11 protein-coding genes are annotated in these 11,768 nt (G+C 70.5%); 7 read left to right on the top strand and 4 right to left on the bottom strand.

The features are described 5' to 3' along the window. Nucleotides 1-28: 28 nt before the first annotated feature. Nucleotides 29-676: a response regulator gene (locus ACFO0C_RS39545; protein ID WP_093616533.1), complete on the bottom strand. Its 648-nt coding sequence runs from the start codon at nt 674-676 to the stop codon at nt 29-31. A gap of 161 nt (nt 677-837) precedes the next feature. Between ACFO0C_RS39545 and ACFO0C_RS39550 the strand changes: the two genes are divergently transcribed. The 6 genes from ACFO0C_RS39550 (at nt 838) to ACFO0C_RS39575 (ending at nt 6,047) form a co-directional block, all read left to right on the top strand. After that, the gene (locus ACFO0C_RS39550) at nt 838-2,415 is read left to right on the top strand and encodes a GAF domain-containing sensor histidine kinase (RefSeq protein WP_378071984.1); all 1,578 of its coding nucleotides are present in this window, start codon (nt 838-840) and stop codon (nt 2,413-2,415) included. A 50-nt stretch (nt 2,416-2,465) separates the two neighbouring features. Then, entirely contained in the window at nt 2,466-3,422 is a 957-nt protein-coding gene (locus ACFO0C_RS39555; RefSeq protein ID WP_378071934.1) for an Acg family FMN-binding oxidoreductase, read from the top strand. 64 nt (nt 3,423-3,486) lie between these two features. Continuing rightward, a complete protein-coding gene (locus ACFO0C_RS39560; protein ID WP_378071935.1) occupies nt 3,487-4,191 on the top strand; it encodes an energy-coupling factor ABC transporter permease in 705 nt (234 codons plus the stop codon). Beyond that, nucleotides 4,188-4,520 (top strand): PDGLE domain-containing protein, encoded by a 333-nt coding sequence (locus ACFO0C_RS39565; RefSeq protein ID WP_378071936.1) that lies wholly within the window; start codon nt 4,188-4,190, stop codon nt 4,518-4,520. Before ACFO0C_RS39560 ends, ACFO0C_RS39565 begins: the two co-directional genes overlap by 4 nt. Next, nucleotides 4,520-5,284 carry a cobalt ECF transporter T component CbiQ gene (gene cbiQ / locus ACFO0C_RS39570; protein WP_378071937.1) on the top strand — a complete coding sequence of 255 codons (765 nt, stop codon included), beginning with the start codon at nt 4,520-4,522 and terminating at the stop codon, nt 5,282-5,284. The genes ACFO0C_RS39565 and cbiQ overlap by 1 nt, the downstream gene beginning before the upstream one ends. Before the next feature lie 4 nt (nt 5,285-5,288). Further along, a complete protein-coding gene (locus ACFO0C_RS39575) occupies nt 5,289-6,047 on the top strand; it encodes an energy-coupling factor ABC transporter ATP-binding protein (protein WP_378071938.1) in 759 nt (252 codons plus the stop codon). Between the two features lie 7 nt (nt 6,048-6,054). Here ACFO0C_RS39575 and ACFO0C_RS39580 read toward each other — a convergent pair whose 3' ends face one another. Then, complete coding sequence (locus ACFO0C_RS39580) at nt 6,055-6,507, bottom strand: peptidoglycan-binding domain-containing protein (RefSeq protein ID WP_378071939.1); 453 nt, start codon at nt 6,505-6,507, stop codon at nt 6,055-6,057. Nucleotides 6,508-6,739: 232 nt separating this feature from the next. After that, complete coding sequence (locus tag ACFO0C_RS39585) at nt 6,740-9,175, bottom strand: phosphoketolase family protein (protein WP_378071940.1); 2,436 nt, start codon at nt 9,173-9,175, stop codon at nt 6,740-6,742. Between the two features lie 471 nt (nt 9,176-9,646). Between ACFO0C_RS39585 and ACFO0C_RS39590 the strand changes: the two genes are divergently transcribed. Next, the gene (locus ACFO0C_RS39590) at nt 9,647-9,988 is read left to right on the top strand and encodes a hypothetical protein (RefSeq protein WP_378071941.1); all 342 of its coding nucleotides are present in this window, start codon (nt 9,647-9,649) and stop codon (nt 9,986-9,988) included. A gap of 254 nt (nt 9,989-10,242) precedes the next feature. On the opposite strand, the gene ACFO0C_RS39595 is transcribed toward ACFO0C_RS39590, so the two are convergent. Continuing rightward, a partial coding sequence (locus ACFO0C_RS39595) for a rhamnogalacturonan lyase B N-terminal domain-containing protein (RefSeq protein WP_378071942.1) occupies nt 10,243-11,768 on the bottom strand: 1,526 nt, incomplete at its 5' end.

Below are 11,768 nucleotides of genomic sequence, written 5' to 3' on the forward strand. Positions count from 1 at the left end.
GTGACAAACATGTTGCCTGTCAACAGCATCAGTGGTGCGAGGGGTGGTCCCCCAGGAGCTTGGTGGCCAGGACGGCCGCCTGCGTACGCCGCTCGAGCCCCAGTTTCGCCAGGAGGCTGGACACGTAGTTCTTCACCGTCTTCTCGGCGAGGAACATCCGCCCGGCGATCTCCCGGTTGGTCAGGCCCTCGGCGACGAACTCCAGGATGCGGCGCTCCTGATCGGTGAGGGAGGCCAGCTCGCGCGGCTGCTCGACACCGTTGCGGATGCGCTCCAGGACCCGCTGGGTGACCGCCGGGTCGAGCAGCGACTGGCCGGAGGCGACCCGGCGGACGGCGTCGACGAGGTCGGTGCCACGGATCTGCTTGAGCACGTAACCCGAGGCGCCGGCCATGATCGCGGCGAAGAGCGCCTCGTCGTCCTCGTAGGAGGTGAGGATGAGTCCCTTGATCGACGAGTCGACGGCCCGGACGTCCCGGCAGACGTCGATGCCGTTGCCGTCCGGCAGCCGCGCGTCGAGGACGGCGACGTCGGGACGGAGCGCGGGGATGCGCCGGGCCGCCTCCTGGGCGGACCCGGACTCGCCGACGACCTCGATGTCCCCGCCCGCCTGGAGCAGGTCGACGAGGCCGCGGCGGACGACCTCGTGGTCGTCGAGGAGAAAGACTCGGATCATGTCTCATTCCTACCGCGCGAGGGTGCCCGGCACCTAGGGCCGAAGGTCCCGGGCGGGTCGATCGCGGCACCCGATAGCCTTTTTCCGTGGCCGAAGGAACAACCCCCTCACTAGGATTGTCGCCGCTGTCCCGGGTCCGCCTGGACGAGCTCCTGCAGGAGATGCAGAACCGGGTCGGCGACATCGTGACCAGCCGGGAGCGGCTGCGCGCCCTGCTGGACGCGGTCGTCGGCATCGGCACCGACCTCGACCTGAGCAGCACCCTCCAGCGGATCGTGGAGGCGGCCTGCGCGCTGGCCGACGCCCGCTACGGTGCGCTCGGTGTGCTCGCCCCCGACCGCAACAGCCTGTCGGACTTCGTCACCCACGGCATCGACCCGGCGGCGCATGCGAAGATCGGCGACCTGCCGCACGGCCGGGGCGTCCTGGGCCTGCTGATCACCGAGCCCAAGCCGGTGCGCCTGCCCGACATCACGAAGCATCCGAACTCGTTCGGCTTCCCCCCGCACCACCCGCCGATGCACAGCTTCCTCGGTGTGCCCGTCCGGACCCGCGATCAGATATTCGGCAACCTCTACCTCGCCGAGAAACGCACCGCGGAGCAGTTCACCGACGACGACGAGGAGCTGGTGGTGGCGCTGGCCGCCGCGGCCGGTGTGGCGATCGACAACGCCCGCCTCTACGAGCTGGCCCAGCGCCGGCAGCGGTGGCTGTCCGCGGCCGCGGAGATCACCGCCGTCCTGCTGGGCACGGTCCGGCGGACCGAGGCGCTGCGGCTGATCGCCCGCCGGGCCCGCGAGGTGGCCGGTGCCGAGCTGGTGCTGGTGCTGCTCTTCGAGCCGGAGAGTGACCGCTACCGGATCGAGGTGGTCGAGGGTGGCGACTCCGGGCTGGCCGGGCAGGTGCTGCCGGCGTTCGACGACTCCTACCGCCTGGTGGAGAACCTGCGTGACGCCGCCGAGTGGCCGGGCCCGGTCCCGGACGGCCCGGCCCTGGTCGCGCCACTGAAGAGCAGCCCGCAGGGTGTGCTGATCGTCAGCGGGCCGGCCAGCATCGCCGAGGACGACGCGGCGCTGCTGTCGACGTTCGCCGGGCAGGCCGCCCTGGCGCTGGAGCGGGCCCGCGCCCAGGAGGAGCGGGAGCTGCTGGCGGTCCTGGAGGACCGCGAGCGGATCGCCCGCGACCTGCACGACGTGGTCATCCAGCGGCTGTTCGCGACCGGCATGCAACTGCAGGGCGCGATGGCGCCGGGGGTCCGGCCGGAGGTCGTCGCGCGGATAAACACGGCCGTCGACGACCTCGACGCCACGATCAAGGACATCCGCCGGTCGATCTTCGAGTTGCGGGCCCCGGTCGGTGCCACGTTGCGCACCGAGCTGCGCGACACCTGCGACGCCGCGCTGGACACCCTCGGGTTCCGGCCGACGCTGGAGACGTCCGGCCCGGTGGAGAGCGCCGTGCCGGACGACATCGTGCCCGAGCTGATCGCCGTGCTCCGCGAGGCCCTGTCGAACGTGGCACGCCACGCCCAGGCCCGCAGCGTGCGGGTGTCGGTGCGGATCGCCGACCAGCAGGTGGTGCTGCAGGTGGAGGACGACGGCGTCGGCATCGATCCGAGCCTGGCCCGGGGTGGCCTGGTCAACATGGGTGAGCGGGCCGGTGACCTGGGCGGCGAGTTCGAGATCGGGCCGCGGACGGACGGTCCCGGCACACTCCTGCGGTGGCGGGTCCCGTTGTAGGACCTTCGGCCCTTATCGACGGGCGCGCCAGGGGGCACGGTGGAGTGATGATGACCCGCTACGACTCGTCCGACCTGCGGCGCGCCGCTGCGGCCGGCCTCCAGGCCCCCTCCATGTACAACAGCCAGCCGTGGGCGTTCCGCCTGCACGACGGCGCCATCGAGGTGCTCGCCGACCCGGGCCGGCAGCTCAGCGTCGCCGATCACGGCGGCTGGGCGCTGCGGCTGGCGCTCGGCGCCGCCACCTTTAACGCCAAGCTGGCGCTGGCCTGGGCCGGCACGCCGGCCGAGGTGAAGCTGCTGCCGGACCTCGACGCGCCGGATGTGGTCGCCCGCCTCACGCCGGCACCGCACCGGCCCCCCACCTACACCGAGCGTGACCTCTATGCCGCGGTCGAGCGGCGTTACAGCAACCGGCACCCGTTCTGGCCTGACCCGGTGCCCGCGGACGTCCGGGTGCGCCTGATCGAGGCGGCCCGGGTCGAGGGCACCTGGCTGGACCTCCTGGTCGGGATGACCGCGCTGACCGGGTTCTCGGAGATCGCGCACAGCGCCGATCGGGTGCTGCGGCGCGACGGCCGCTACCAGGCCGAGATGATCACCTGGACCGACACCGAGTCGGCGACCGACGGCATCCCGGTGGCGGCGGCCGCGTCGGTGGCCGAGGCGCAGGACCTGATCCCGCAGCGCAACTTCGGCGGGCGGCGGCGGGCCCCGGGCCGCGACTACGAGCCGGAGCCGCTGGTCGGCATCCTCGGCACGGCCGGTGACCGCAAGCTCGACCAGCTGATGGCCGGGCAGGCGCTCCAGCACGTGCTGCTGACCGCCACCGACGCGGGCCTGTCCAGCTCGCTGATCTCCCAGCCGATCGAGGTCCCGACCGCCCGCGATCAGCTGCGCAGGTCGCTGGGGCGGTCCGGGTTCCCGCAGATCGCCTTCCGGATCGGGTACGGCCAGCCCGGTCACCCGTCCCCGCGGCGGGATGTGGCCGACGTCCTGGTCGGGTGAAGATCATCACTGGGCCAGTTGCCAACTATATGCAACAACCACTGGCGATGAATATGCTGGCGCCATGGACGACGTGCGGGCGATGCACATCGCCAACGGGATCATCAACGGTCCCGTCTCGGCGATCTTCATAGTGATAGCGGTGGCCGGGCTGGCAGTCTGTGTCCGGCGCGCCAGAATCGATCTCGACGACCGGCTCGCCCCGATGGCGGGCCTGGTCGCGGCGTTCATCTTCGCCGTGCAGATGCTCAACTTCCAGGTGCTCCCGGGTGTCTCCGGCCACCTGCTCGGCGGCACCCTCGCGGTCATCCTGGTCGGCCCGTGGGTCGGTGCCCTCTGCGTGGCGACCGTCCTGCTGGTGCAGGCGCTGGTCTTCGCCGACGGCGGGCTCACCGCGATCGGGCTCAACATCACCAACATGGCGCTGATCGGGACCGCCGCGGCGTACCTCCTGGTCGCTCTGCTCCTGCGGGTCCTGCCGCGCACGGTCGCCGGCCTCGGCGCGACCGCCCTGATCGCCTCGGTGGTCGGTGTCGTGGTCGCCTCGCTCGGCTTCGTCGCGGAGTATGCGCTGGGTGGCACCACCGAGCTCTCCCTCGGCGCGATCGCCGCCACGATGGCCGGCGTGCACACCCTGATCGGCATCGGCGAGGGCCTGATCGCCGCCACCACCGTGGTCACCGTCGCCAAGGTCCGCCCCGACCTGGTCTACGCGCTGCGCGCGTTCCGCAAGCCGCCGGCCGTCGCCAGGACGGGGGTCACCGCATGAGGAAGTTCCTGATCGCCGGCCTGTTCGTGGCCCTGCTGCTGGCCGGGGTCGCCTCCAGCTTCGCCTCCGGCAGCCCGGACGGCCTCGACTACGCCGCCCGCGAGGGCTGCACCTTCGACGCCGACGACCAGATCACCGGCGGGACCTGCATGCTCCAGCGGGAGCAGGACCACCAGCTCGCCGACAGCCCGCTCGCCGACTACGGCATCCAGGGCATCGACAACGAGATGCTCTCCACCGGCCTGTCGGGGGTCGCCGGCGTGCTGCTGACCTTCGCGATCGGCGGCGGCCTGTTCTGGATGATCCGCCGCCGTAAGCCGGTCGTCTAGTGGGGGCGGGCCACGCCCACCCGCTCCACCTCGACCGGGACAGCCGGGTGCACCGGCTCTCCCCCGAGGTGAAGATCGCGGCGGTGCTGCTGTTCACCATCGTCGTCGTGGTGACCCCGCGGGAGGAGTTCGCCGCCTTCGCCGGTTACACCCTGCTGATCGCCCTGGTCGCCCTCCTGGCCCGGGTGCCGGCCGGCTGGCTGCTCAAACGGTCCACCATCGAGTTGCCGTTCGTGCTGCTGGCCGTGGTGCTCCCGTTCGCCGGCCACGGTGAGCGGATCGACTGGCTCGGCATGTCGTTGTCGGTCGACGGCCTCTACGGCGCGTGGAACATCGTCGCCAAGGGCACCCTCGGCGTCCTCGCGTCGCTGCTGCTCGCCGCGACCACCACGATGCGTGACCTGATCCTCGGCCTGGACCGGCTCCGCTGCCCGACCGTGATCACCCAGATCATGACGTTCATGCTGCGCTACGTCGACGTGCTGATCGACGACGCGCGGCGGATGCGGATCGCCCGGCTGTCCCGCGGTTACGACCCGCGGTTCCTCTGGCAGGTGAAGGCGTTCGCGGTCGGTGTCGGCGCGCTGTTCCTGCGCTCCTACGAGCGGGGCGAGCGCGTCTACCTGGCGATGCTGTCGCGCGGCTACACCGGCCGGATGCCGCACATCGAGAACGAGCCGGCACCGGCCCGCGAGTGGGCGCTCTCCTCGGCTCTGCCGGTGGCGGCCGCCGGGATCGCCGTGGCGGCGGCCGTCCTAGCATGATCAGATGACCGCGGCACTCACGATCACCGGCCTCACCTTCGCCTATCCGGACGGGCGGCAGGCGCTGCACGGCATCGACCTCACCCTCGCCGAGGGCGAGCGGGTGGCGCTGCTCGGCCCCAACGGCGCCGGCAAGACCACATTGGTGCTGCATCTCAACGGCATCCTGCACGGCGGTGCGGGCCGGGTCGAGATCTCCGGGCTGCCGGTCACGCCCGGCGATCGCCAGGCGATCACCGAGATCCGCCGCCGGGTCGGCGTCGTCTTCCAGGACCCCGACGACCAGCTGTTCATGCCGACCGTCGCGGAGGACGTCGCTTTCGGTCCGGCCAATCTGGGGGTACGGGGCACCGACCTCGACGACCGCGTGACGGAGGCACTCGCCGCCGTGGGGATGCTGGAGCACCGCGATCAGGTCCCGCAGCATCTGTCGTTCGGCCAGCGGCGCCGGGTGGCCGTGGCCACGGTGCTGGCGATGCGCCCGTCGCTGCTGGTGCTCGACGAGCCGTCGTCCAACCTCGACCCGGCCAGCCGGCGCGAGCTGGCCGAGATCATCCAGTCGTTGCCGGTGACCGTGCTGATGGTGACGCACGACCTGCCGTACGCGCTGGAGCTCTGCCCCCGCTCGGTCATCCTGGACGCCGGCCGGATCGTCGCCGACGCCCCCACCGCCGACCTGCTGGCGGACCGCACCCTGATGGCCGCGCACCGCCTGGAGCTGCCGTTCGGCTTCGACCCCGCGACGGTGCGCCGCGGGGCCTGAACCCGTCTCAGGCGGCCTTGCTCAGCGGGGCCGCCTCACGCAGGCCGCTGACCAGGGCCTGCCACGTCTGCGGGCCGACGATGCCGTCCACCTCGACCGTGCCGCCACCGGCCCGGATGGTGCGCTGCAGGTCACGGATCGCCGATTCCGTCTTCGGCCCGTAGATCCCGTCGGCGGAGTCGAGGGCGAACTCCTCCTGGAGCCCGCGCACCGCACTGCCCCGCATCCCGGGCCGTACCGGTACCAGCAGCGCACGCCATGTCGCGGCGTCGACCACCCCGTTGTCGGGAAGGCTCTTGGCCCGCTGGACGGCGCGCACCGCGTCGCCGGTCTCGGAGCCGAAAACGCCGTCAACGGTGACCGTGTGACCATGGGCGAGCAGCAGGTACTGCAGCGTCTGCACCGGGTGGTCAGTGGATCCCTGCCGGGTCGTCGGCCAGGGGTTCAGGGTGGCGGTCATACGGGGGTCCCCTTCCTCATCGTCGAGCGACGGGTAGTTGCTCCCCTCACTTTCGCTTCCCGCGCCGATGAATAAAAGGGTGAGACAGGTCTCGGGCGCACTTTCGCAAGAATTGGTGGCCGCTTGCTGTCTGATTCGCGAACTCCAATAGGCAAACCGCGCGCGAATCTGTGAATTCGCGCGCGGTATCGCTCATCTACGTGCACCCCACAGTGGGATTTCCCACCCGGGATCAGCTCTCGGCCCAGTCCCCCAGCGACCAGTCCCGTACCTCGGGCATGTCCTCCAGGTGCTCGACCACGTACTTGTCGTGCTTCTCCAGCTGCGCCTCGCACCACGCCTTCAGCTCGCTCGCGCCGGCCGGCAGCCGCCGGGCGTTGTTGATGGCGTCGATCACCAGGTGGTAGCGGGACGCCTTGTTGCGCACCGTCATGTCGAACGGAGTGGTCGTGGTGCCCTGCTCGATGAAGCCGCGCACCCGGAACCGGTCGGCGTCGGGCCGGCCGTGCACCAGCTGGTGGATGGCGCCGGGGTAGCCGTGGAAGCTGAACACGACGTCGACGTGGTCGGTGAACAGCTCGCGGAACATGGTCTCGCTCATGCCGTGCGGGTGGTCCTTCGGCCGCGGCAGGGTCATCAGGTTGACCACGTTGACCACGCGGACCTTGAGCTGCGGCAGCTTCTTCATCAGGATCTGCGCGGCCGCCACGGTCTCCATGGTCACCACGTCGCCGGCGCAGGCCAGGACGATGTCCGGGTCGCGGTCGCCGTCGTCGGTGCCCGCCCACTCCCAGATGCCGGCCCCCTTGCGGCAGTGCTCGATCGCCTGCTCCATGTCCAGCCACTGCAGCTGGGGCTGCTTGTCGATGACGATCAGGTTGACGTACGACCGGGAGCGGAAGCAGTGGTCGGCCACCGAGAGCAGGGTGTTCGCGTCCGGCGGCAGGTAGACGCGGGCCACGTTGCCCCGCTGGTTGAGGACCACCTGGATGAGGCCGGGTCCCTGGTGCGAGAAGCCGTTGTGGTCGTTGCGCCACGCGGTCGAGGTGAGCAGGATGTTCAGGCTCGGGACCTTGGCCCGCCACGGCAGGTGCGACGCCTCCTGCAGCCACTTGCCGTGCTGGACCGTCTGCGACGCGCTGACCATGGCGAACGCCTCGTAGGTGGCGAACATGCCGTGCCGGCCGGTGAGGTTGTAGCCCTCCAGCCAGCCGTGGCAGTTGTGCTCGGAGAGCACCTCGACGACCCGGCCCTTGTTGCTGATCTTCACGTCGTCGTCGGTGACGCGCTCCATGAAGGTGCGGTCGGAGACCTCGAAGACGGCACCGAGCCGGTTGCTGTTGGTCTCGTCGGGGCAGAACAGCCGGAAGCTGTCGGGGTTGCGCGAGTAGATGTCGCGCATCATCTCACCGAGCCTGCGGGTGGACTCGGCACGCTCGGAAGCCGGCTGCTTCACGTCGACCGCGTAGTCGCGGAAGTCCGGCAGGTCCAGGTCCTTGGTGAGCAGGCCGCCGTTGGCGTGCGGGGTGGCGCTCATCCGCAGGTCGCCGGGCGGCGCCAGGTCGCGGATGATCTGCGCGGGCGCTCCGGACGCGTCGAAGAGCTCCTCCGGCCGGTACGACCGCAGCCACTTCTCCAGCTCGGCGAGGTGATCGTCGTTGCCCTTGACGCCGGACAACGGAACCTGGTGCGAGCGCCAGGTGCCCGTGACGGTGATCCCGTCGATCTTCTCCGGGCCGGTCCAGCCCTTGGGCGTACGCATGATGATCAAAGGCCAGTGCGGACGGCTGCCGTCCCACGTACCGTTGCGTGCCGCGTCCTGAATGCTCTTGATCTTGCCCCAGGCCTCGGCGAGCACCGCAGCGAACCGGTGGTGCATGCCCGGCAGGTCCTCGCCCTCGATCTCGATGACGTCGTAGCCGTGGCCCTCGAGGAGTTTGCGCACCTCGGCCGGGTCCTTGCGGGCCAGGACGGTCGGGCCGGCGATCTTCGCGCCGTTGAGGTGCAGGATCGGCAGGACCGCGCCGTCGTGCTCGGGGTTGATGAAGGAGATGCCCTTCCAGGAGCCCTCGAGCGGGCCGGTCTCGGCCTCGCCGTCACCGACGACCGCGATCGCCAGCAGGTCCGGGTTGTCCATCACCGAGCCGAAGGCGTGCACCAGCACGTAGCCGAGCTCGCCGCCCTCGTGGATGCTGCCGGGTGTGGTGACGCTGACGTGGCTGGGGATGCCGCCGGGGCTGGAGAACTGGCGGAACAGCTTGAGCAGGCCACCCTCGGAGAGATCCACCTTCGGGTAGACCTCGGAGTAGGTGCCCTCCAGGTAGCCGGCGGCGACCAGGGCCGGGCCGCCGTGCCCCGGGCCGGCCAGATAGATGGCCTGCTGCCCGGTCTGCTTGATGAGACGCGACACGTGGGCGTAGACGAACGACAGACCCGGGCTGGTGCCCCAGTGGCCGAGCAGGCGCGGCTTGATGTGCTCCGAGGTCAGCTTCTCGCGCAGCAGCGGGTTGCCCTGGAGGTAGATCTGCCCGACGGTGAGGTAGTTGTTGGCCCGCCACCAGGCGTCGAGGCTCGCGACCTCGGCATCGTCCGGAGCGGCGAGCCTCCGCACGAGTTCCTGCTGGTCGAGCGTGGCGGCCCGGTTGTCCGATACGGCGGTCACGGTCATTCCTCTCGACGTTGTCTTTCGAGTTCCTGACTTGTCACGATCAACTTATCGACGCGGAATTTCGGCGGCACGGGTCTTTCGGCCCCTCCGAACGGGACGTTACCCCCGCCGATGGTTCACACGCGCCGACCGGAAAACGAAGGTCCCGTGAAGTGGCGCCACCGTCGTGGCGCTCGCATGGGCGAATTCCCCCTGGGGAAACTTCTACCAGGATTCGGCGGCGTTCCGGGTCGGCCCGGCAGAATGGCACCCGAACCTGACCGTCCCGCGATCCTCCACACGTCCGCCGTGCACCCGCCCCCCTCCCGGCCGCCTCGCTCGGCATGGCCCCCGGCTTCACGGTGCCGGTCACCGGATCCGGCGGCATCACCCCGTCCGGACGATTCGGGCACACGTGGCGGGCATCGCCGACCGCCGCTGCCGGCGGCCGCGTGCCGACGAGGAGGCGGACGGCATGCCAGACTCGATCTGATGGACGACCCGCACATTCACGTCGAGGCCGGCAAGCTGCGCTCCCGCGCTGCCGAGCGCAACCTCCTGGCGTCCGTGTTCGGCCTCGTCGGCGACCTGCCCGCCGAGGTGACCACGGCCTGCGGGGTGCGCACACCGTTCGCGATGACCTCGGCCGAGCCCGACATGGTCACCTGCCTGCCCTGCCGCAAACACGCCGCGGAGCGGCACCGGCGCTTCGCCGATCAGGTCGCCGACCTGGGCGCCGGGCCGGGTTCCCCGTTCACCGCCATGGACGCCGCCACCGCGGCCGCGGCCCATCACGACATCGCCCGCCGCTTCGACGCCCCACCCGGCGGGTGACCGGCACCCGGGCCTGACGGGCACCGGGCCACCGGACGTTCCATGATGGAGCAATGGCCCGGTCCCTCACGCCCACACGGTGATCGTGATCGCCGCGTTCTTCGAGAGCCTGGCCGGGGTCCGGTTGGCCGTTCAGGACCAGGCCGGACCGGAGGAGGCCGGGCGGCGACGGAACCGTCAGGTGAGCAGGTCGATGCAGTCGAAGGCGACGCCCGGACTCAGATAACCGTCCCCCGACGACCCGCTGACCAGCGTCAGCTTGAGGATGTCCACTGTGACACGTCGGTCTGGAACGCCGATGCCGGCACCGCGTAGGTCAGCGTCGACGTGTACGACCGGTAGGCGCCAACCGTCAGGCTCCGGGTCCCCGAGTTGCCGGGTGCGGCCGGGATCGCCGACGTCCAGCTGTTGACCGAGACACGGTGGCGGCCTCCGGCGTAACTGGCCGACAACCCGATCCGCAGCGTGTGCGCGGCCGCGGCCTGGGCGGCGGTCAGCTTGAAGTAGACGAGCACGTCGTTGTTGACGCCGATCCACTGGTAGCAGGGGAACGTGGAGGCGGCCGCCGTACCGACGATGAAGTTGCCCGTCCAGGTCGCCGCCCGGGGGTCGGACGGGTGGGCGTACGTCATGAGGTCGGCGTTCTTGAAGCCCTTGGGCGACCCGGTCCAGTCGCCGATTCGCCAGATGGCGGGCGCGGTGCTCGGGTCGCCGCCGATGGTGATGCTGTTGAGCGTGGTGGTGCCGCCGGCCGTCACGGTGACCGAGCCGGTGTGCACGGCCAGCTCGTCCTTGTAGATCGTCATCGTGTAGGTGCCCGGCAGCATGCCCGCGCAGGAGAAGTAGCCGGTCGACGCGCTGGCGACGGCCCAGTACTGGGCGTCGGCGTTGGCGAACCCGACCGTGTACGGGTAGGTGGTGTCCCGCCCGTTGATGCCGACCCCCGCCACCCGCCCGCGGCCCGAAGCCGGCACGTAGCCCTGGATGCCGAGTCCGTCGGCCCACGCGGTGGACAGGCCGGTCGCCGGGGCGCCGCCGTCGGTGAACGACAGGCGGTAGGGGCCGTGCAGCCCGTACCTCTGAGCCTCGGTCTGTGCCATGTTGTACCAGACGATCTCGTAGAGATCGGGTGATCCGGTGCTGCCGCTGCGCAGCAACGAGCGGAAGAAGGGGCCGCCGGAGGCCTTCTCGTGGTTGCTGCGGACCATCCAGATGCCGACGGTGCCGGCCGCGTTCTTCGCCCCGATGTAGTCGTAGTCCATCACCCGCAGGCCCGAGTAGTGCTTGGAGTGGGTGGTGCCGTCGGTGGCCCGGAAGACGTCGCCGGCCTCGATCGTGGTGGTCGCCGCCGAGTCCCAGGCGTCACCACCGCTGAACCGCAGCAACCCGGGCTTGAGCCGGACGATGTAACGCTGCATGGTCACCGAATCGGCGGCCTTGTAGGTCCACATGTAGATGTCGTTCTCGCCGGACCGGGCCGCGTAGTAGTGGATCAGCGAGCCGTGCACCACCTTGATCAGGATGGTGGAGCCGCTCGCCGTCAGGGTCACGGTGGAGGCGCCGAGACCGCTCTCGACGTGCGAGTTCTTACCGTATCCCTGGTATTCGACGCCGCGGTGGACGAACGAGGTGAGGTCGCCGTTGCTCTTGCTGACCTTGAAGACGAGGTTGGCGCCGGTGTCGACGACGAAGTTCGAGCCGTCGTCGCTCCAGCCGAACGCGGCGGCGCTGGCGGTGCCGGCCACGGTGACCAGCGCTCCGGCACCGAGGACCGGGACGC

This window comes from Actinoplanes subglobosus, from assembly GCF_042650585.1.
Classification (GTDB): Bacteria; Actinomycetota; Actinomycetes; order Mycobacteriales; family Micromonosporaceae; genus Actinoplanes; species Actinoplanes subglobosus.

Coding starts and splice junctions, on each gene's coding strand:
- ACFO0C_RS39545 (WP_093616533.1), bottom strand. CDS start 676: ATGATCCGAGTCTTTCTCCTCGACGACCACGAGGTCGTCCGCCGCGGC.
- ACFO0C_RS39550 (WP_378071984.1), top strand. CDS start 838: ATGCAGAACCGGGTCGGCGACATCGTGACCAGCCGGGAGCGGCTGCGC.
- ACFO0C_RS39555 (WP_378071934.1), top strand. CDS start 2,466: ATGACCCGCTACGACTCGTCCGACCTGCGGCGCGCCGCTGCGGCCGGC.
- ACFO0C_RS39560 (WP_378071935.1), top strand. CDS start 3,487: ATGGACGACGTGCGGGCGATGCACATCGCCAACGGGATCATCAACGGT.
- ACFO0C_RS39565 (WP_378071936.1), top strand. CDS start 4,188: ATGAGGAAGTTCCTGATCGCCGGCCTGTTCGTGGCCCTGCTGCTGGCC.
- ACFO0C_RS39575 (WP_378071938.1), top strand. CDS start 5,289: ATGACCGCGGCACTCACGATCACCGGCCTCACCTTCGCCTATCCGGAC.
- ACFO0C_RS39580 (WP_378071939.1), bottom strand. CDS start 6,507: ATGACCGCCACCCTGAACCCCTGGCCGACGACCCGGCAGGGATCCACT.
- ACFO0C_RS39585 (WP_378071940.1), bottom strand. CDS start 9,175: ATGACCGTGACCGCCGTATCGGACAACCGGGCCGCCACGCTCGACCAG.
- ACFO0C_RS39590 (WP_378071941.1), top strand. CDS start 9,647: ATGGACGACCCGCACATTCACGTCGAGGCCGGCAAGCTGCGCTCCCGC.